Below are 21,229 nucleotides of genomic sequence, written 5' to 3' on the forward strand. Positions count from 1 at the left end.
CGGGGTCGGTCAATTTAACTGTGTAACTGTGGTTATCTTCGCGCGCACGTGATGCTGACGCAGGTGCCGCAGCAAAGGCGCTGGATTCCCGCCAGAAGCACGCGGGAATGACGAGCGAAAAAAACCCCGGACTTGCGTCCGGGGTTTCGGTTTGCGACTGCTTGCCGATTTGCGATCAGAACTTCAGGCTGACGCTGGTGAAGATGTAACGTCCCACCTGGTCGTAGCCGTTGGCCGAGTTGCTGGTGGCGTTGTTGGCGTCGCCGCTGTTGCCGACGAACGGCGGGCTGCGGTCGGCGATGTTGTTGACGCCGATGGTCCACGTGGCCAGACCGAAGTTGACGTTGGCCGACAGGTCGAGGTAGCTGTAGCTGCCGATGCCGCCGGTCGGGGTCAGCCATACGTTGGTGGTCAGCTTCTCGCCGGTGTAGGCGTCCTCGTAGGACAGCGGGCCGATGTAGCGCCAGCGCAGGTTGACGCTGTAGCGGTCGAACGAGTAGCCGAAGTTGGCCACGTGGCGCCACTTCGGCACGGTGGTGGTGTTGCACAACGCGTTGATGCGACCCTTGCACTCGTACCCGGTCGAGGCGACGTCGGCCAGCGGCTGATCGTAGTCCTTCAATACGTAGGTGCCGACGAAGCTGGCGTTGAAGCGGCCCGGTCCCAGGTTGAAGCCGTAGCTCGCGTTCAGGTCGATGCCTTCGCGCTTGGACAGGCCGATGTTCTGGGCGAGGTCGTTGATGTAACCCACCCCCGCGGTGCTGGCGGAACCCAGCCACAGGTCGTAGCGGCCGTTGCTGGTGTTGCGGTGGATCAGGTCGCAGTACAGGTCCTGGTCCATGCACAGCTCCTGGATGGCGTCGAAGCCGATCTGGGAGATGGCGCTCTTGATCTTGATGCTGTACCAGTCCACGGCGAGGTTGAGGCCGGAGATCGGCTCGTAGGCCACGCCGAAGGTGTAGGTGTCCGCCACTTCCGGCTTGAGGTCGACGTTGCCGCCGATCAGACCGTAGTACTGCGAAGCGGGGTTGGCCGGAATCTTGCCGTATTGCGATGCCGGCACGCCGGTCTTCTCGCATTCGGCTTCGGTGGCGAGCGGGCTGGTGCCGGCGCAATAGTCGGTGGAGCCGTCCAGGGCGATGGTGGACGGGTAGTACAGGTCGCTCAGGGAGGGGGCGCGGATGGCGCGGTTGTAGCCGCTGCGCAGCAGCAGCTTCTTGTCGAAGAAGGCGGCGGAAAGGCCCGCCTTCCAGGTGTCGGCGCCGCCGCTCAACTGGTAGTCGGAATGGCGGAAGCCGAGCGAGCCGTCGAGGCGGTTGAAGAAGCCATCCTCGTTGACGAACAGCGGCAGGGCCAGCTCGCCGTAGTACTCGTACACCCCTTCGGAGGCGTTGACGTTGAGCGAGGCGCTGCCGGCGCCGGTGAAATTGCCTTCCAGCGAATCCTGGTCGTGCGCCGTATTGTACTTGGTGACCATGTGGTCCAGGCCGAGCACCGCGCCGAACTGCTCGCCATTGGCCCACGGCAGGCCGAAGCCGAGATCGCCGGTGGCGTACGCCGAGAGGATGTTCAACTGGGTGTCGATCTTGGTGAAGCTGGTGCCCGCGGCGGCGAGGGCGGCGGCGCTGGAAACGTTGTTGTCCCACACGTCGTAGGGCACGCAACCGCTGAAGGTGCCGTAGGCGCTGGTCGAATCGCAGCCGGTGATCTCCGCCGCCAGCTTGTCGATCAGCAGGTCGTTGTGGCCGACCGTGCTGGAATGCGTGGCGCCGTACAGGTAGTAGGCGTCGTAGGTCCAGGAGCCGGCGATCTCGCCCTTCACGCCCGAGGTGAAGCGGTAGGTCTGCGTGTCGGTCTCCGAGATGCGCGGACCGCCTTCGACGTTGCGCTTCAGGATGTAGACCAGCACGTTGTCGCTGGTGACGCCGGCATCGGAGCAGAGAGTGCCGATGTAGCTCGTGGAGCAGGGCAGCACGAATCCGGTATTGGCGAACTCGCCGGACTCGGCGATCTGCACCGTGCTCTTGCGATCGACGAACATCGCCTCGGCATACGGGGTGAAATGCTCGTTCACCTCGTACTTGGCCATGAAGCCGGCGGTGTAGCGCTGGTCGGGGCGCTGGAAGAAGTTTTCCGGCGCGTAGTTGTAGATGTTCCCACCCGACTTGAACGAGCCGTTGCCGTTGGAGACGAACTCGCCACCTGAGTAGGTGTTGGTGTCGTAGACGAGGAAGTTGGCGGGGTTGGCGGTGCCCGAACCCGCGCAGCGCTTGCTGTTGGAGCCGGAGCCCGCCACCGCGCAGGCGGAGTAGTCGCGCTGGCTCTGCATCAGCGCATCGTTCTTGCGATAGTCGAGATAGGCCACGATGTGGCCGTTGTCGCCGAACTTGCCGCCGAGCACGAGGTCGAAGGTGCGGCTGGCGCCGTCGATGCCGGTATTGCCGTTCGGTGTGATGAAGCCGCGGCTCGATTCGAAACCCTGGATCGTCTTGTTGTCGTTGTCGTGCTGGTAGCCGGCATAGCCGAAATTGACGTTGACGCCCTCGAATTCGTCGTCGAGGATGAAGTTGACGACGCCGGCCACGGCGTCGGCGCCGTACACGGCCGAGGCGCCGCCGGTGAGCAGGTCGACGCGCTTGATCAGCGCGGCCGGGATGATCGACAAGTCGGTATATTCGCCCGTGCCTTCCGGCATGCGGCGGCCGTTGACCAGGGTCAGCGTGCGCCCCGGGCCGAGATTGCGCAGCGAGACCGTGGCATAGCCCAGCGAGGGGTTGTTGTCGAAGTTGTCGAAGTTCATGTCGAGCTGCGGATACTGGTTGACCAGATCCTCGACCGTGGTGGCGCCGGCCTGCTGGAAGCTCTCGGCGCTGATTTCGGTGACCGGGCTGGAGGAGGTCATCGTCTGGCTCTTGATGCGCGTGCCGGTGACGGTGATGCTCTCGAGCTGTGCTGTGTTGTCGGCCGTCGACTTGGTGGCCTGGGTGCTCTGGGTGTCATCCTGCGCGTAGGCCGCGCCGACGAAGGTGGCACTGACCGCAAGCGACACTACGATCGCGTTGCGGAGCTTGTTTCTCTTAAGTTTCATGGAGGGTTTCTTCATGGGAAGTTCTCTCTTAAAGGGAGCTGTGCCGAGCGGACTCTGCGATGCGCAACGTGAAGTTCCGCAAGATGTTTTAACCAGAAAGAATTGGTTAAGGAGGAACCATAAAGTATTCGTTAAAGGCTTGTCAACAATCCGTAGGAATTATGGGGTGGGAAATTCCGTACGAGCGTCCGTGTCGGCCTTGCCCGTCATTCCCGCGAGGCGCGGTTCATCGAGCCCGGCCCTGGCTCGTGTCATTTCCGCCTTCGGGGAATGACGAGCGGGAGAACAAAGGCGCCGGATTCCCGCCAGGAGCACGCGGGAATGACGGGCAAAGGCAAATGACGGGCAAAAGAACGTTGTTGGGACGTTCCTCGACCCGCCATGGGAAAATAGCCGGCATGAACCGTTCCGATCCATCGCCGCTGCGCCGCGCCGATGCGCTGCTCGCCCAAGGCAAGCGGCGCGAAGCCATCGCTGCGTATCGGCAGGCGCTCGAAGTCGCGCCGGCGGCGGCGGATGGCTGGTTCAATCTCGGCTACGCGCTGCGCCAGGAAGGCGAATTCGAGCCGGCGCTGGAGGCGTATGCGCAGGCGCTGCGCCACGGCGTGCGCGGTGCGCAGGAGGTGCACCTCAACCGCGCGGCGATCTATTCCGACCATCTGCGCCGCGATGATGCGGCCGAGGCCGAATTGCGCCGCGCGCTCGAGATCGCGCCGGATTACGCGCCGGCGCTGCTCAATCTGGGCAACCTGCACGAGGAGCGCGGGCAGCGCGAGCAGGCTTTGCTGTGCTACGAGCGTATCCTCGCATCGCAGCGGACCGCGTCGCCGAGCGGCCACGAAGCGCTCGCGCGTGCCGCGCAGTTGCACCGGCCTGCAGGTGTCGACGATGCGCTGCTCGAGCGCGTGCGGCGGGTGGCCGAAAGCGATGCGACGATCGACGACGGCCTGCGCGCCAATCTGTTTTTCGTGCTCGGCACCGCGCTCGACGGGCTTGGCGAGCAGACACGGGCGTTCGCGGCGTTCGAGTCCGGCAAGCGCTTCGCGCACCGGCGCCATGCGCCTTACGATGCGAAGCGCGCGGAGCGGCGCACGCGCGCGCTGATCGATGCGTTTCCGCGCGCCGAGGCCGGCGCGCCGGACGATGCGGCGGGAAAGAAGCCTGCGCCGCTGTTCATCGTGGGCATGTTCCGCTCGGGTTCGACCCTGGTCGAGCAGGTGCTCGGCGCGCATCCCGATGTCGCCACCGGCGGGGAACTGGACATTCTGCCGCGCATGGTCGCCACGGAACTGGCGCCGTTCCCCGGTTCGGTCGCGACGCTCGACGCGGCGCGCTGCGCGGAACTGGCGGGCCTGTATCGCACGCGCCTGCCCGCGGCGCTGCGCGAGCAGGCGGCGGGCAAGGCGTGGTTGACCGACAAGCGGCCCGACAACTATGCGCTGCTCGGTCTCGTCAAGCGCTTGTTCCCGAATGCGAAGATCGTGCACAGCGTGAGGAATCCGCTCGACAATGCGCTTTCGGTGTTCATGCAGCATCTGAATCCGCGCGTGTTCGACTATGCCGGCAGTCTGGCGGGCATCGGCCACCACTACGGCGAATATCGGCGGCTGATGGCGCATTGGAAAGCGCTGTATCCCGACGACATTTGCGACTTCGACTACGATGCCTTCGTGGCGCAGCCCCAGGCGACGCTGCGTGCGCTGCTGGATTTTCTCGGCCTCGAATGGAACGAGCAGTGCCTGCGGTTCCACCGTCGCGACAACACGGTCAAGACCGCGAGCTACTGGCAGGTGCGGCGTCCGCTGTACGGCGATGCGTCGGGGCGCTGGCAGCGGTATCGCGCGTTTCTCGACCCGCTGTTCGCGGCGCTGGATGCGGCGGGGGTTGAGTATCCGGGGTAGAAGCCTCAAGCCCCTTTGTTCGATGGCGAAGGGAAAGAGCGCTTCCCTTCTCCCACCGGGAGAAGGTGGCGCGCAGCGCCGGATGAGGGAAGTGCGTTGCAGCGGTGAAAGGTTGGTCGGGGGTTCGAGGCTTTTCCCTCATCCGCCCTTCGGGCACCTTCTCCCCAGGGCGGGAAGGTAAGAAAAAGCGCTTTCCCGCTTTACCGGAGCGGCAAACGAAAGCGCAATCGATGCAACTGCGCAACCCGGCAAGAAAGCGCATAATGCCCGGGCGCGTTTCCTCCACGGAGGCAGCCATGTCCGCTTTCCTGCGCCTGGGTTCTTTGCTCGCAGCCGCCCTGCTGTTCGCCGGCTGCGCCACCGTTCCGCCCGCATCGACGCCCACCCTCGACGCGCGCCTGTGGCGCGACGATGCCTTCCCGCCGCGAGCGACGGTGGAAACCGATATTTTCGCCGTGAGTCCCGCCATGCACGCCTTCCTGCGCGATGCCGTGCGCAAGGAGTCCCGCCGCGTGGGCAAGATCGAAGGACTCATCGCGGCGATGCGTACCGACGGCAAATTCATCCTGGAATACGACGCCAGCTACACGCGCACCGCATCCGAGGCGTTCGCCGCACACCAGGGCAATTGCCTTTCGCTCACCCTCATGACGGCGGCGCTGGCGCGCGAACTCGGCCTGACCGCGACTTTCCAGGAGGTGCTCAACGAACAGATGTGGACGCAGACGACGGGTTATTACATCGCTTCCGGTCACATCAACGTGTTGCTGAGTACGCGCGCGTCGCGCAAGCCGAATTACGACGATGCGATTCCCGTCGTCGAGGCGACGCGCGTGCGCCAACTCGCCGCGTCGAGCCGTCTGGATCGCGACGACGAACAACGAGTGGTCGACTTCCTGCCCGGCTCGCAATTGCGTGGTCTGATGACCCGGCCGCTGACGACGGCCCGCGTGACCGCGATGTATTACGCGAACCGCAGCGCCGAATCGATGCTCGCCGGCGACGCCCGGCTCGGCTACTGGTACGCGCGCGCGGCCCTCGACGCCGATCCCGGCTACGGTTCCGCCTACAACATCCTCGCGGTGCTGTATCACAAACAGGGCATCCTGGACGCTGCCGAAGCCGCGTTGCGCAAGGCCATCGCCCTGGCTCCCGACGATACCAAGGCATGGAACAACCTCGCCGGACTGCTGGAGGAAACCGGCCGCCCGCAAGAAGCCGCGCAGGCGCTCGAGCAGGTGCGGCGGCTGGAAGCGGACCCGCCTTTGTTGCATTACCGTCTCGCGAGGCAGGCGCTGCAGCGAGGCGACTATGCGCTCGCGCTTTCCGAGTTCAACGAAGAACGGCGCCGCAGCGGCGATTCGGCCGACATCCATCTGGGCCTTGCGGCGGTCTACCTGGCGAAGAACGACTACGCGCGCGCGCAGAAAGAGCTCAAGCTCGCGGTGGAAACCAGCGTGACCGTGCAGGACGCGCACCGCTTTTCCAGCAAACTGGAATGGTTGAAGTCGAAGGCCGCCGAGGCGCGGATACGCTGAGGATGGCGCCCTGCGGCGGCATGCCCTCGCATGGGCGAGGCGGGCTTACAGGTCCTGGTGGTATTGCACGTACGGCACGCGCGCCTGGCTCGATTCGAGTTCGCGCGAGACGGGGCCGTTGCCGGGATAGGACAGGTTGTTGCCCGAGGACCAGAGATTCTGCGTGCCGAAGCGGAACATGCCGCTCCACGGCGTGCGCCAGGAAATGCCGAGGTCGAGGCCGGTGACGCGCGAGCCGGCGAGGTTGGAGCCGAGCGGGTCGGCCGGACTGAGCACGTGGCCGGTCAGGTCGCCGCCGAACGAACCGTATTGCACGCCGAAGCTGACCGCGGCCTGGTTGAGGCTGGTCAAGGGCGTGGCCGTGCCGGGAACCGAAAGCTGGATGCGCCCGAGGCTGGCGCCGAGGTTCAACGATTGGTCGTCGTCGAGGCGGAAGCGGCCGAGCGCGCTGATTTGGGCGTTCTGAGCGTCGAGCAGGGAGTAACCCGACAGGCCCAGCGGCAGCGGGCCGCCCAGTGCGGCATAGCGGTCGCCGGACAAGGTCGGCGCGACATTGTCGCGGCGCAGCCAGGCCAGGTCGTAGCTCAGGCCGAGTTCGAAATTGTCGGCGGCAAGCCAGTTCGTGCCGAGGCGGACTTCGCCGCCATGCGCGATCGCGCCCGGAGCCATGCACGGAGCCGAGGCGACGCAGCCGTCGGCCAGCGGCAACGGCAGGCTGCCACGGCCAAGGGTGGCATACGCATTCGCGTTGTCGCCGAGCCGCATGAGCAGGCCGCCCGACACGAGATGGGTGACGTCGATCAATCGCCATTCGCTGCCGATCTGCGGCGACATGGGCAGCAGGGGGTCCTGGTTGCCGCTGGCGGCGACCAAGGTCAGGATGCGTCCGTCGGGCGTGCCCCAGAGCGGCAGCGTGCGCGCATCGTCGTTGCCGAGCAGGTTGCTCGACCGCAGCATCTGTTCGAGCAACTGCGGCGAGGTTTGGGTCGGGATGGCAAGCGGATTCTGCGGCACGGGCGACTGCGCGACGCCGGCGAGCGGCATCGTTGCGATCAGCACGAGGGCGAGCAGTTTGCGCATGAAAATCGGTTGTCGGTTCCTGCTGCTACAGACTATTCAATCCGGGTTCAAGTTCCCTGCCACAGTTGGCAAAGGCCAGACATTCGACGGACGCTCGATAATATCTCATTTATGAAAAACTAACAACGGTTTTTGGCCCTTTATGCAAAGCCAATCACGTTTTTCCGGGCATGGTTTGCGTTCGCATCCCGGCTTGCGGCGACGGCGCTGGCTGCGCTGGTTGGTCGCGGCGGCGCTCGTCGGGCTGGTGTTGACCTGGCTGCCGGTGCTGATCCTGCGCTTCGTGCCACTGTCGGCTTCGGCGTTTATGCTCGAACGGCGTTTCGCGGCATGGCAAGCCGGCGAGCACGACTTCGCCATACGCCAGCGCTTCGTGCCGCTGGCGCAGATGTCGCCGGAATTGCCGATCGCGCTCGTCGCAGCGGAGGACCAGAAATTTCCGCTGCACCACGGGTTCGATTTCGAAGCGATCGGCGAGGCGATGGACGATGCCGACGACGGCGCGCGCCTGCGCGGCGCCAGCACGATTTCGCAGCAGGTGGCGAAAAACCTGTTTCTGTGGAACGGGCGCAGTTTCGTGCGCAAGGGGCTGGAAGCGTATTTCACGGCGTTGATCGAGCTGACCTGGCCGAAGCGGCGCATCCTCGAGGTCTACGCCAACGTCGCCGAGTTCGGCGACGGCATCTACGGTGCGGAAGCGGCGGCGCAGGCGTACTTCGGCAAGACCGCCGCGCAGCTCGACGCGCACCAGGCGGCCCTGCTGGCCGCGACCTTGCCCAATCCTGCGGTGCTGCGCGCCGATCGACCGTCGCCCCATGTGCTGCGCCGCGCGGCGTGGATCGAGCGGCAGGCGCGCCAGCTCGGCGGGCCGGCGTATCTTGGCCGTTGATGTTTTTGCTCGTCATTGACGCCGGTCAGGAATCAGGGTGAGGTATCGGATGCGATGAGCTTGGGCTAGCATTCGACGGACGAACATCACCGCGCCATCCATGCCCAAACTCTGCGTCGTCGTCCCCGCCTACAACGAAGGCGAAAGCCTGCGCGAATTCCATGCGCGGCTCGCCGCCGTCTTCGACAAGCTCGATATGCAGTGCGAGGCGCTCTACGTCGACGACGGCAGCCGCGACGACACCTATGCCGTGATGCGCAGCCTGCGCGAAGCCGACGCGCGCGTCGCCACGCTCAAGCTCGCGCGCAATTTCGGCAAGGAGCTTGCGTTGACTGCGGGGCTCGACGCGGCGGACGCGGACGCCGTCGTCGTGATCGACGCCGACTTGCAGGACCCGCCCGAGTTGATCCCGAAGTTCATCGAACTCTGGCGCGAAGGCTGCGACGTCGTCTACGGCACGCGCTCGACGCGCGCCGGCGAGACCGCGCTGAAGAAATTCACCTCGACCGCGTTCTATCGCGTGATGGAGAAACTCAGTTCGACGCCCGTGCCGCGCGACACCGGCGACTTCCGCCTGATGAGCCGGCGCGCGCTCGATGCGCTCAAGCGCCTGCGCGAGCGGCAGCGCTTCATGAAGGGCCTGTTCGCCTGGGTCGGCTACCGGCAGAAGTCGGTCGTCTACGAGCGCGACGCGCGCTTCGCCGGCGAAAGCAAATTCAACTACTGGCGGCTGTGGAACTTCGCGCTCGAGGGCATCACTTCGTTTTCGACCGCGCCGCTGAAACTCGCCACCTACGTCGGCCTCGGCACGGCCGCGCTGGCTTTCCTCTACGCCGTGTGGGTGTTCGGCAAGGCATTGGTGTTCGGCGACCGCGTGCAGGGCTACCCCACGCTGATGCTGGTGATCCTGTTCCTCGGCGGCGTGCAACTGATGGCGCTCGGCATGATCGGCGAGTACCTCGGGCGCATCTACATCGAGACGAAACAACGGCCGTTGTACCTGATCGACGAGTCGGTTCCGGCGGGGCAGATCGAGGAGACGCCTGCGGAGGGGACGCAGCGTCAAACGGCTGCCGAAAGCGTACACTAAGCCAAAGCTCGTCATTCCGGCGAAAGCTGGAATCCAGTTTTTGATCTTGGCATGAGAAGAAGCGTACAAGCTGGATTCCAGCTTTCGCCGGAATGACGGAACGAAGAGTCATCCCGTTGTTGAAGGAGCACTCCGATGCGCATCGTCAAACACCTGATCGAAGGCAAGCGCGACATCTACTCGATCGGCCCCGACCAGCCCGTGCTCGCGGCGATCCAGATGATGGCCGACAAGTTCGTCGGCGCGCTGCTCGTGATGCGCGGCGAAGAGCTTCTCGGCATCGTCTCCGAGCGCGACTACGCGCGCAAGGTGATCCTGAAAGGCCGTTCGTCTTCGGATACGCCGGTGCGCGACATCATGACCGCGGACGTGATCAGCGTGGCGCCGGGCGACAGCGTGCACCGCTGCATGCGCCTGGTCACCGACAAGCACATCCGCCATCTGCCCGTGGTCGAGAACGGCAAGGTCGTCGGCATGCTTTCGATCGGCGATCTGGTCAAGGCGGTGATCGACGATCAGGCCGAGCAACTCGACCAGTTGCAGCGGTACATTTCGGGATAGCGCCTTCTTCCCTTCCCCCGTCGGGGGAAGGTGGCGCGGCAGCGCCGGATGAGGGAAGGGCGTTCCAATTTCCAGTGTCGTTGCATTCGTGGGAGATTCTTCCCTCATCCGCCCTTCGGGCACCTTCTCCCGGTGGGAGAAGGGAAGAACTATACTTCCACGGCGCTCGCGTGTTCGCGCGTGGCGGCGAAGGCGACGTCGGGCCAGCGCTCCTCGGTCAGTTGCAGGTTCACGCGCGAGGGCGCGATGTAGACGAGTTCGCCGGCCGCGTCGAGGGCGAGGTTCGACGCCGCCTTCTCGCGGAATTCCTCGAGCTTCTTCGCGTCCCCGCACTTGATCCAGCGCGCGGTGACGACGTTGACGTTCTCGAACGTCGCCTCGACGCCGTATTCGTCCTTGAGCCGGTAGGCGACCACGTCGAACTGGAGCACGCCGACCGCGCCGAGGATCAGGTCGTTCGACATCAGCGGGCGGAAGAACTGCGTCGCGCCTTCCTCGGACAATTGCGCGAGCCCTTTCTGCAACTGTTTCATCTTGAGCGGATCGCGCAGGCGCGCGCGGCGGAACAATTCGGGCGCGAAGTTCGGGATGCCGGTGAACGCGAGCGCCTCGCCCTCGGTGAACGTGTCGCCGATCGAGATCGTGCCGTGGTTGTGGATGCCGATCACGTCGCCGGGGAAGGCTTTTTCCACGATGTCGCGGTCGCTGGCCATAAACGTCAGGGCGTTGGCGAGTTTCATCTCCTTCGCCGTGCGCACGTGGAACGCCTTCATGCCCGCGCTGAACGCGCCCGAGCAGATGCGCATGAAGGCGACGCGGTCGCGGTGCTGCGGGTCCATGTTCGCCTGGATCTTGAACACGAAGCCGCTGAGCTTGTCCTCGGCTGCCTCGACCGTGCGCGTGGTGGTCGCATGCGCTTTCGGCGCGGGCGCGTGCTCGACGAAGAAATCGAGCAGCAGTTGCACGCCGAAATTGTTGACCGCCGAGCCGAAGAACACCGGCGTCTGCCTGCCGGCGAGATATTGCCCGATGTCGAACGGATGCGAGGCGCCCTGCACGAGTTCGAGTTCGTCGCGCAGTTCGCGCAGCATGTCGGCACCGATCTTCTGCGCGAGCGCGGGATCGTCGAGCGAAGCGAAGATGGTCGAATCCTGGCGCGTGAAGTTGCGCCCCGGCTCGAACACGTGCACCTCGCCGGTCAGCAGGTGATAGACGCCCTTGAGGCGCGAACCCATGCCGATCGGCCAGGTGATCGGCGCGCACTGGATTCGCAACACCGATTCCACTTCGTCGAGCAATTCGATCGGCGCACGTCCTTCGCGGTCGAGCTTGTTGATGAAGGTCATGATCGGCGTGTCGCGCAGACGGCACACGTCCATCAGCTTGATCGTGCGTTCCTCGACGCCTTTCGCGCAGTCGATCACCATGAGCGCCGAATCGACCGCGGTCAGCACGCGGTAGGTGTCCTCGGAGAAGTCCGCGTGGCCCGGCGTGTCGAGCAGGTTGACGACGCGGCCCTCGTACGGGAACTGCATCACCGACGAGGTGACCGAGATGCCGCGCTCCTTTTCGAGCGCCATCCAGTCGGAGGTGGCGTGCTTCGCCGCCTTGCGCGATTTCACGCTGCCGGCCATCTGGATCGCGCCGCCGAACAGCAGCAGCTTCTCGGTCAGCGTGGTCTTGCCCGCGTCGGGGTGCGAGATGATCGCGAACGTGCGCCGGCGGCGCGTTTCTGTGGCGTGATCCATGAAAATTTCGGGAGCGCGAAAACCGCCGATTGTATCGCAGCGGCCCGATCCGTCGCGTTCCGCGCCGATCGCCGGGCAGGGTCAGCCGTTTGCATTCGTGGCATTCGCTTCGCCGAGCAGATCGACGAAACCGGACCAGGCGGAAGCGGGATCGGTCCGCGCCGTTTCGAGCGTGGCGGGATCGGCCTCGTTGAACGGGACGCCGGCGGCGCGGGCGATCTCGAGCATGAGCGCGAGGCGTCGCCTCAGCGAGCGCAGGTCGTAACGGAAACCGTAGAAGTACACTCCGATGAACCATTCGAAGCGGTCCTCGAACACTGGTAAGAGTTCGCCATCGCGCAGGCGCAGCCGATACACGCGGCGCACGTCGTACTTGCCGCGCACGCGCTGAAGCCGCGTTTCCACCGCGGCGAGTTCGCGCAACGGGATTCGCGTGTCGACGGCCGCAAGGCGCAGCTTGTCGAATCGGCGTGCCGGCAGGCGCAGGTCGAGGGCGTCCGGCCCGAGCGCGACGCGCAGACGGCGCTGCCGCCACGCCGGCAGAAAGCTCAGCCATATCAGCGCGATCATATAGATCGCCCCGGGCGACTGCGCGAGGGCGAACGTCGTGTCCACCGCCGCGGCGATGAGGATGAAGAGCGCAATGAACAGCGCCGCCACGAGCCGCAGCGCCAAGCCCCGCCGGAATGTCGCGCGGTCCGGCTGCCAGATGCGATGTCCGGGCGCACCTGTGAAACGCAGGCCGTTGTCCGGCACGGTGGCATCGGGCGGTGCACGCAGGCGCTTCGCGGCGGCGGTGGCGACGACGGCGCTTCCGTCGTAGGCGGGCGGGGAAAGCCAGTGGATCTTCATGGCATCCGGCCGGCCCGGTCGCGACGCCGACGATTGCGCCACAGCCAGCGGGAGTAAAAGCCGAGCAGGACGGCGAACGCCGCCCACGCGACCGCTTCCCAAGGCCGCGCACGGACGAGGAACGCCGCGCCCGCGGCGCTGCCAACCGCGATCAGGCCGACGATGACGCTTTGCAGTCCCCACTGCCGGAACACCGCTTTCCAGTACCAGGCCAGGTAGCGGTCGAGCGCGGAGTCTTTGCGCGCGTGCGAACCGGGCTGCGGACCCCTCGCTTGCGGGCGGGACATCGTGTCGCGGCCGAGGTCCGACGTCATTGCCGATAGTAGCCGTTGCTGGGCTGCGGATAGCCGCCACCCGACGCAGGGTAGTTCGTGCCGGTCTGCTGGTAACCGTTGGTATTTTGCTGCGGGCCGCCGGAGGGCGGATAGCCGTTGCCGGTCTGCGTCTGCGGCATCGGCGGCCCGTTGAAAGCCGCCTGCGACCGCTGCGTGGATTGGCCCGCGTGCTGCCACGCCTCGATGCCGCCGCGGTACCAGAAGACGTTGGTGTAGCCGAGGTTGATCGCGCGCAGCGAGGCGTTGTACGACATCCAGCAGTGCGAGGAGAGGCAGTAGAACACCAGCGGCACGTCGCGGTGTCCCTGCGTCTGCTGCTGCAGGAACTGGCCGAACTGCTGCTGCGTCTGGTCCTGGAAGTTGCCGGCCTGGCTTGCCGGCGCGGCATAGATCGCGCCGGGCAAGGTTTCCTGTCCGCCGAGCACGTCGAAGATCAGCGCGTGCACCTGGCGCACCTGCATCAGCGCCAGCAGTCCCGGCGTGGTGATGACCTGTCCGCCCGGAATCGAATTCGGCGTCGGCGCGTGCATCGGTTCGGGATGCAGCTCGCGCGTCGGCGCGACGCCGAAGTCCTGCAGTTCCGCCTGCGTCATCGCATCCTGCGAGGCGCCGCCCCCGTTGGGATACTGCCCCGTGTTCGCGGGCATTCCATTCTGCCCCGGCATGTTCGCGGATGGTCCGTTCATGGTGCCGGACGGCGGCGGGTAGGTCGACTGCGTTCCCGTGGTGGACGGCATCCGTCCGTTCTGGTCGAAGTTGTCCTGGGCCGTCGCCGTCAGGCTGATGGCGGCGGCGGCGATGGCGGCGAGTACGTGACGCATGGTCGTTCTCCTCGATCGGGTGGGATGGAAAAAAGCGATGGGTACGGGCGCGCTCAGCGCAGTTGAGTGAGCAGGGTCGCGTTGACGCCGAGCGCGCTGCGCGGGTCGAAGCCGGCGTCGTTGCTGAGCACGTAGCTGCCGTCGCCGAGACGCCACGCATAGCTGTACTGGTTCGACAGCGCCACTTCGTTGCCGGGCTGGGTCTCGTCGCGGTAGCGCGTCTCGCCGCGCATCATGTCGCTGAACTGGCGCAGCGTGGCGTCGGTCGCCTGCTCGCGCGCGTTCCAGCCGTCGACGATGAGCCGCGATACCGCCTCGTTGTTCGTGCGCAATATCTGGATTCTTTTCTCCATCTCGGCCGCGGAGACCTGGGCGATCTCGAAGTTGCGTCTGGCGATGCGCGCGACCCATTGCGGATTCGGCGCGATCGTCTGGCGCAGGGCCTCGAAGAACGCGAAGTTCAGCGCGCCGTTGGGCGCGGTCGCGGCGAAGCCCGGAAACGATTCGGCGCTGACCGAAACCAGCGACTGGCCGCCGGTGTTGGCGACCGTGCGATGGAACACCACCGCGCTGTCGACGAAGCCGCGCATGTCGGTGCCGCGTTCGTTGTACGCGAACAGCATCTGTCCGGCCTCGGCGTGGCTCTGGATTTCGCCGACCGCGGTCGGCGTGCGCGATTCGTAGCGGGCGAGCGTCTGCGCGATGTCCGGACGCGGCCGGAAACCGAGGATGCGCGCGCCGGGCTTCATTCTCTGCACGATCGTTTGCAGATAGGCGTGGATGTCGGTGACCGACGCCTGCCTGCAGCCGGGCTTCAGGGCGCCGGCCATGCCGTAGTTGTTCGTGCTCCAGCTTTCCTGCGGCACTACTCCGATCGAGGTCAGGCCGTCGGCGGCCACCGCGCGCCACTGGATGACGTAGCCGTTGGTGCAGAGGAATTCCTGACTCCAGAGGACGCCGCCCTCGCTGCGCCAGCCATACGGCACGAACAGGCTGATGGCCGCCATCGGTTGCTCGAAACCGGTGACGTCGAGAATCACCTCGGGTTGCAGGCGCAGCATCGACCGCTGCTGCGGCGCGGCGTTTTGCGCGGCAGGCTGCGCATGCGCCGGCGCGATGCCGAATGCGAGCGCGGCCAGGGCGGCGATGCCGATCCGTTTCACGCCGCGCAGGGTTGCGTGGTACCGCGTCTTGCCGCTCGTCGTCGCAGGTTTTCCGTTCATCGCCATCGGCCTCGTTGGGTGCTTGCCGAATGAATGCGCAGAAGGGCCGTGGCAAGTCTCATCGTTTGCGCTGGCATCGCCCCCGCGTCCGCTGGGGTGGAGTGGCGATGCATGCGATGACGCCGGGCAGACCGTCGGCGAAGGTGCGCGCAGGGATGTTTTGCCTGATCCCGTTACCGTAACAACCGAAGTTGTTACTTGTGGGCGCCGTGCCGCGCCGACGAGCATCGCGCAGCTATCGGCAATCGCGCGAGGTTCGTCATGCAGCAGGGGGTATCCGATTCGATCCGTGCCGTGCGTACGCGCATCGGTGCGAAAATGCCGCGCGCAGCGATGCGCGGATTGTGCGCGCTGTTTTTGCTGATCGCGACGGCGACGGCGCAGGCGGCCGAGCACCGCTTCGCGCTGTACCTCGACACCGACGCGAACGCCGCGACGGGTTGCACGCTGGCGGCGCCGAACGGCGCGGTGACCGGCGTGGAGCAGGTGCTGACGACGGTGGTGACGACCTCGACCACGGACGCGACCGTCTCGCGCATCGAGCGCCAGGTCTGCTCGGGCGGCAGCCTCGGCGCGGCCAGCGTGCTCGATCCGGGAAGCTGGTCGGCGGGAATCGGCAACGGCAGCAACGGCACCGCGGCGATCGAGACGGCGATATCCCTGTCGCTGCTGCCGACCACGGGCACGATGCGGGTGACGCCGGTCAGCACGAATGCCTCGGGCGGGCAGGACGAAACCGCGGCGTTCGCCGTGCCGCTCGGCGACGGGAGCACGGGCGGCACCGGCACGGCGGTGCCCGCGCCGCTGTCCGCGTTGCTGTCGCTGGCGCTCGCGCTGGCCGTGCTGGTCGCGGCGCTATGGTGGCGGCGTCGCCATCCGCAGGCGTTCTCGCCGCTGCTGAGCCTGTGCCTGGCGCTGCTCACGACGCTGGCCGGTGCGATTGGAGTCAGCGTCGTGCTCGACGGCAATGTCGGCGACTGGAGCGGGGTGAGTCCGGCAGTGACCTCGCCGCAGAACGGCCCGCTCGACGCCGACATGGTGGCCGTGTACTGGCAGAAGGCGGACGGCAACCTGTATTTCCGCATCGACGCGGACGTGCAGCCCGATGCGCAGGTCAGCGCTGCGGTCACGGTCGATGCCGGCCCGGATCAAAGCATCGTGCTGCCGGCGACGGCCAGCCTTGCCGGCAGCGCGACGCTCAACGGCGGCGCGGCGGCGTTCGCGTATCAGTGGACTTATGTCTCCGGCCCGGCCGCCGTGGTCTTCGCCGATGCGACGCAGGCGGCGACGACGGCGACGTTCCTGCAAACGGGCGACTACGTGCTGCAATTGCAGGCGACGACCGCAAGCTTGAGCAACACGGCGCAGTTGACGATCCACGTCAGCGACACCGGCCCGACGCTGGCGGCGATCGCGGACCGCCGGATCGCGCTGGGCGCGACGCTGGACTTCGCCGTCAGCGGCTCCTCGCCGAGCATCGACGAAACGCTGACCTACACGCTGCCCGCCGCGCCGAGCGGCGGCGCGTTGCAGCCCGCTTCGGAAATCGTGTGGACGCCGACGGCGGCGCAGCTCGGCGCGAACACGTTCACGGCGAAAGTGACGGACAGCCACGGCCGCAGCGACAGCAAGAGCTTCACCGTGACGGTGGTGCACGACGATCGCGCGCCCGTGCTCGACGCGCAGGCGGACGCGACGGTGGCGAAGGGCACGACGTTCACGCGCACGATCCACGCGACCGACCCGGACGGCGACGCGATCACGTACACGCTGCCCGACGCGCCGGCCGGCATGGCGCTCGCCGGCACGCAATTGACCTGGCCGACGGCGGCGGTGACGCCCGGCACCTATTACGCGACCGTGCAGGCGAGCGATCCATCGGGCCTGTTCGACGCCAAGCGCTTCGCGATCGTCGTCACCGACGCGGCCGCGCCGGTGGCGCAGGGCGACGTCTACAGCGTGCACCTCAACGACACGCTGGCGATCGACGCGGCAGGCGGCGTGCTCGCCAACGACGTCGATCCGATGGGCGGCACGCTCACCGCGACCCAGCTGACCGATCCGGACAAGGGCACGCTCGATCCCTTCGGTGCCGACGGCAGCTTCACCTACACCGCGCCGGCGACGCTCGGCCTGCCCGCGTTCACGCCGACGCTGTCCTGGTTTGGACCGAGTTACGGCACCTACTACGCCAATCATGTGCGCATCATCCCCGTGGCAGGGCGCAGCGCGCCGGTGATCCTCGAGGCTCCCCCTTACACCGGCATCGACGGAAGCTTGCGCGCGGTCGACGCCGCCAGCGGCACGGAGTTGTGGAACGTGCACCAGTTTTCCACGTCCATCGGTGTTTGCTACATCCACGCACAGGACACCACGGACGGCCTGGCGGCCGGCGACATCGACGACAGCGGCCATACGGCCGTGGTCGCCGTGGCGCGTTGCGACAGTGACCGGTATTACTACGCCTATCCGAATACGGCCGCACCCGTCCAGCGCTTCGTCGCCCTGGATGCGCAGACCGGCGCGGTGAAATGGCTGAGCGACCGGCTCGGCACCTACGTCGCCGACGCCGACGGTCACGGCAACGGCGCCGCGTATTCCCTGCCCGACGCCGTCGCCCCGGCGATCGCGCGCCTGCACGACGGCGAAACGCCCAGCGTGCTGTTCGACCGCGCCGGCGGCGGCAGCAGCGACACGCAAGGCGGCGTGCCGTTCTGCCAGCAGTTCGACGACACGGCCACCGATCCCGACCAGTACTGCATCGGCGTGCTCGCGCTCGACGGCGCCACCGGCCAGGTGCGCCGCAAATGGATCGCGCCCTCCAGTCTGCTGGCCAACTACTGGGGTAACAGCTCGACCGGCGGTCACCCGGGGCCGATGGTGGTCGCGCCGATTACCGCCGCCTGCTCGCCTTGCCTGATCGCCGGCGGAGCGGTTTGGGATGCCGACGGCCACCTCGTCTCGAACACGCTGGACGACCATGCGACGATGAGCACGGCATTGGCCAAGCTCGACGACGGCTCGACTGCGATCATCCGCTACGAGCTCGGCGGCGGCCACGACGGTTTCGTCAGCGCGCGCCGCGCCGACGGCACGCTGTTGTGGAAGACCGGCGTGTCCGCGACGACCGTGCATGGCCAGTTGAGCGTCGGCGACCTCGATGGCGACGGTTCGCCCGACATCCTCGTGCCGGTCGAGCGTCAGCTCTGGGCGCTCGACGCCAAGGGCCAGGTCAAGTGGATACGCACGTTGCAGGACACCAGCGGCAACCGCCTGATCGACCAGGACAACCGCCCGGCGATCTTCGACCTCGACGGCGACGGCACCGCCGAGGCGATCGTCGAGACCACGCAGGGCCTGCTGTTCTTCGACGGCCGCGACGGCTCGACCAAGGCGCAGATGAGCGGCGCCGACCTCGGCGTGCCCGCGGGTAACAGCATGATCTACTTCAGCGCCTACGAATCGCCCGTGGTCGCCGACGTCGACGGCTCGGGGCAGGCGAGCATCGTGCTGCACGGGGTCTACTCCGACGGCTCCAACAACACCGGCTTCCTGGCGCGCATCGTCGCCGGCGGCGGGACGACCTGGCGCGACGCGCGCCCGGTGTTCGGCCAGCAGACCTACCACGTCGCCGACATCGCCGACGACGGCAGCATCCCCGGCTTCCCGCTCGTCGACAACTTCGCCACGCCCGCGACCAACGTGTTCGGCAACCAGCCCCAGATCAGCACGCCGGTCGATCCGCGCACGGTGCAGCAGACCACGTTCACCTACGCGGCGAGCGCGAACGGCCTCACCTCCGCGCCGGCGACCGTGACGATCACCCTCCTGCCGCAGAACCGGCCGCCGGTGTTCACGACCACGCCGCCGACGCGCTACACGAGCATTGCCGCCTTCATGGCGGCCTATGTGCCGCATGCGATCGATCCCGACGTCGGCGACACGGTGACGTATTCGATCGCGGGGCAGGGCGGCAGTATCTACAACTGCACGATCAATGCAAGCAGCGGCCAGATCTCGGCCTGCGGCACGTACGACAACAGTGGCGGCGTGATCGTCATCGCCGCGACCGATTCCCTGGGTGCCGTCGCCTACCAGGCGATCCCGTTGCAATACAGCGCCGGCACCGGCACCGTGCCCGACGTGACCGGGCAGTTGCAGGCCGACGCGGCGACGGCGCTGACCGGCGCGGGCTTCGCCGTCGGCAACGTCAACACGCTCTACGCCTCGCAGCCGGCCGGCACCGTGCTTTCGCAATCGCCGGGCGGCGGCACGAGCGGCATCGCGCTCGGCGAAGCCGTGGCGCTGACCGTGTCCAAGGGGCCGCAGCCGGTCGCGGTGCCGTTCGTGGTCGGCGTACCGCGCGTCACCGCGACCACGCAACTGACCGCGCTCGGTTTCAGCACGATCAACACCTACGTCTACTCGAACAGCGTGCCCGCCGATCAGGTCATGGCGCAGTCGCCCGATGCCGGCACGCTGTTGTCGCCGGTGTCGACGAATCCGGTCACGCTGACGGTGTCCGCCGGTTCCGGCCTCAAGCTGCGGCTGAGCCAGAATTACGTCAACGCCAACCACACGGTGACGGCGACGGCGACGCACGTCGCGCTCGACGGCACGGAAACGGCGTTCGCCGGGGCGACGCTGAGCATCGCGCCGTTGAATGCGTCGTCCACCACCGGCGCATTGCCGACGATCTCCGGCACGACGATCACGCCGGCCGCCGACAGTTTCGGCGCGTATGTGGTGCAGGCCAGCGACACGTCCAGCGGCGCGGTCGATACGGCGACGCTCGACATCGCCAGCAACGACAGCGTTTCGCCCGATCTCGCCGCGTTCGCGCAGGAGTCGCAGACGATCGCGACGGTCACTTCCCTGCTGCGCGACGCGCAGGCCGCCATCGCTGCCAACGATACCGCGACCGCCAAGGCCAAGGCGCTCGCCGCCGTGGACGCATGGCGCGGCTTCGATCGCACGATGCTGCGCCTGGCGTCGCCGCTGAGCCTGCCCGGCGGCTTTCCGCCGACGCTGGACGACGTGATCGCGCACGGCGACACGCAAAGCGCCGACGACAAGATCGCCTTCGACACGATCGAGACCGCGATATCCCAATTCGACACCCTGATCGCCACGGCCAACGATGCGCAGGTGACCGATACGGCATTCGCCGCGGCCGTCGCACCGCTGGCGCAGACCGCGGCGCTGTACCGCACGACGAAACCGGGCGTGTACGGAATCATCGACTCGCACGAAAGCTACATCGCGCTGATGGCGCATCGCATTCCCGACCTGATGGACGCGCTGACGAACCTGCTCGAAGCCGCGGCGAACAACGCCGGTTCGAGCAGCGCCGCGACGGCGACGAAAGCCGATCGCGGCAGGACATCGGCAAGTGCGGCGGGGGCGGGCGGTGTGCGTTCTCCGCGCATCCTGCCGCAGTCCCTGTTCCTGGAAACGCTGCTTTCGCAATCCATCGCCGCACTGCTCGACGCGATGGACCCGTCGGCGCAGATGCTTTCCAACGCGCAGAGCCAGTGCGCGAACGGCATGGTCATCATGGCCTGGGCCAAACAATTGCGCCAGGCATACGGCGCGGTCGATCTGCCCGGCATCGTCGCGGGCGTTTCGGCGAGCTTCAACGGATTCGACGTGGCGCCGTCGTGGATCGAGGTCAACGGCGTCGATTTCCTGCATCCGGAGACCAGTGACGTCATCTTCATCGGTCCGGATGCGGCCGGCACGGTAGGCAGCCTCGTCGGTTCCGCGATGACGGCGGTGGATCTGGCGGATTCGCTCGCGAAAAGCACTTTGGCCCTCGCCAACCTGAGCGTGTCGCTCGCCGACGCAAAGTTCGAAGGCGGCGCCATCACCGCCAGCGAGATCCTCGAATCCAGCCCGCAGAATACGCAGCGCGTACTGCACGGCTGCATCTATTCCAGCGATCCGACCTGCGGCGAATTGGTCTATCCCTACGGATTCGACAGCGTCTACCACCAGGCCGCCGGGTCGCTGGCCGTTCCGCTGCCGGTCATCATCCTCGTGCGCAACCCGAAGAACGGGCAGCCGCAGATCGGCACGTTCGCGTTCATGCCGAAGGATTGAT

13 protein-coding genes are annotated in these 21,229 nt (G+C 66.6%); 6 read left to right on the plus strand and 7 right to left on the minus strand.

Features of this window, described 5'->3' with window-relative positions:
• Positions 1 to 175: 175 nt before the first annotated feature.
• The gene (locus QM741_RS09485) at positions 176 to 3,088 is read right to left on the minus strand and encodes a TonB-dependent receptor domain-containing protein (RefSeq protein WP_415207468.1); all 2,913 of its coding nucleotides are present in this window, start codon (positions 3,086 to 3,088) and stop codon (positions 176 to 178) included.
• Between the two features lie 398 nt (positions 3,089 to 3,486).
• Between QM741_RS09485 and QM741_RS09490 the strand changes: the two genes are divergently transcribed.
• Together QM741_RS09490 and QM741_RS09495 are read left to right on the plus strand one after the other, a co-directional pair.
• Entirely contained in the window at positions 3,487 to 4,989 is a 1,503-nt protein-coding gene (locus QM741_RS09490; RefSeq protein ID WP_415207469.1) for a sulfotransferase, read from the plus strand.
• A gap of 296 nt (positions 4,990 to 5,285) precedes the next feature.
• Positions 5,286 to 6,527: a tetratricopeptide repeat protein gene (locus tag QM741_RS09495; RefSeq protein ID WP_415207470.1), complete on the plus strand. Its 1,242-nt coding sequence runs from the start codon at positions 5,286 to 5,288 to the stop codon at positions 6,525 to 6,527.
• A 45-nt stretch (positions 6,528 to 6,572) separates the two neighbouring features.
• Here QM741_RS09495 and QM741_RS09500 read toward each other — a convergent pair whose 3' ends face one another.
• The gene (locus QM741_RS09500) at positions 6,573 to 7,607 is read right to left on the minus strand and encodes a hypothetical protein (protein WP_415207471.1); all 1,035 of its coding nucleotides are present in this window, start codon (positions 7,605 to 7,607) and stop codon (positions 6,573 to 6,575) included.
• A gap of 142 nt (positions 7,608 to 7,749) precedes the next feature.
• Here QM741_RS09500 and mtgA point away from each other — a divergent pair, with 142 nt between their 5' ends.
• The 3 genes from mtgA to QM741_RS09515 all read left to right on the plus strand — a co-directional run bounded on the left by mtgA (position 7,750) and on the right by QM741_RS09515 (position 10,147).
• On the plus strand, positions 7,750 to 8,496 hold the full coding sequence (gene mtgA / locus QM741_RS09505) for a monofunctional biosynthetic peptidoglycan transglycosylase (RefSeq protein WP_415207472.1): 747 nt from the start codon (positions 7,750 to 7,752) through the stop codon (positions 8,494 to 8,496).
• A gap of 100 nt (positions 8,497 to 8,596) precedes the next feature.
• Positions 8,597 to 9,586: a glycosyltransferase family 2 protein gene (locus tag QM741_RS09510; protein WP_415207473.1), complete on the plus strand. Its 990-nt coding sequence runs from the start codon at positions 8,597 to 8,599 to the stop codon at positions 9,584 to 9,586.
• Between the two features lie 135 nt (positions 9,587 to 9,721).
• Positions 9,722 to 10,147 carry a CBS domain-containing protein gene (locus QM741_RS09515; RefSeq protein WP_415207474.1) on the plus strand — a complete coding sequence of 142 codons (426 nt, stop codon included), beginning with the start codon at positions 9,722 to 9,724 and terminating at the stop codon, positions 10,145 to 10,147.
• 149 nt (positions 10,148 to 10,296) lie between these two features.
• Here the strand turns inward: QM741_RS09515 and QM741_RS09520 are convergent, their stop codons facing one another.
• The 5 genes from QM741_RS09520 to QM741_RS09540 form a co-directional block, all read right to left on the minus strand.
• A complete protein-coding gene (locus QM741_RS09520; RefSeq protein WP_415207475.1) occupies positions 10,297 to 11,895 on the minus strand; it encodes a peptide chain release factor 3 in 1,599 nt (532 codons plus the stop codon).
• Positions 11,896 to 11,976: 81 nt separating this feature from the next.
• Positions 11,977 to 12,834, minus strand: a complete 858-nt coding sequence (locus tag QM741_RS09525) for a hypothetical protein (protein ID WP_415207476.1) — start codon at positions 12,832 to 12,834, stop codon at positions 11,977 to 11,979.
• Entirely contained in the window at positions 12,744 to 13,061 is a 318-nt protein-coding gene (locus QM741_RS09530; protein WP_415207477.1) for a hypothetical protein, read from the minus strand. Before QM741_RS09530 ends, QM741_RS09525 begins: the two co-directional genes overlap by 91 nt.
• The gene (locus QM741_RS09535; RefSeq protein ID WP_415207478.1) at positions 13,058 to 13,903 is read right to left on the minus strand and encodes a rhodanese-like domain-containing protein; all 846 of its coding nucleotides are present in this window, start codon (positions 13,901 to 13,903) and stop codon (positions 13,058 to 13,060) included. The genes QM741_RS09530 and QM741_RS09535 overlap by 4 nt, the downstream gene beginning before the upstream one ends.
• A 53-nt stretch (positions 13,904 to 13,956) precedes the next feature.
• A complete protein-coding gene (locus QM741_RS09540; protein ID WP_415207479.1) occupies positions 13,957 to 15,126 on the minus strand; it encodes a hypothetical protein in 1,170 nt (389 codons plus the stop codon).
• A gap of 294 nt (positions 15,127 to 15,420) precedes the next feature.
• Between QM741_RS09540 and QM741_RS09545 the strand changes: the two genes are divergently transcribed.
• Positions 15,421 to 21,228: a PASTA domain-containing protein gene (locus tag QM741_RS09545; protein WP_415207480.1), complete on the plus strand. Its 5,808-nt coding sequence runs from the start codon at positions 15,421 to 15,423 to the stop codon at positions 21,226 to 21,228.
• The last annotated feature ends 1 nt before the right edge of the window (position 21,229 follow it).

Source organism: Rudaea sp. (assembly GCF_047601565.1).
Classification (GTDB): domain Bacteria; phylum Pseudomonadota; class Gammaproteobacteria; order Xanthomonadales; family Rhodanobacteraceae; genus Rudaea.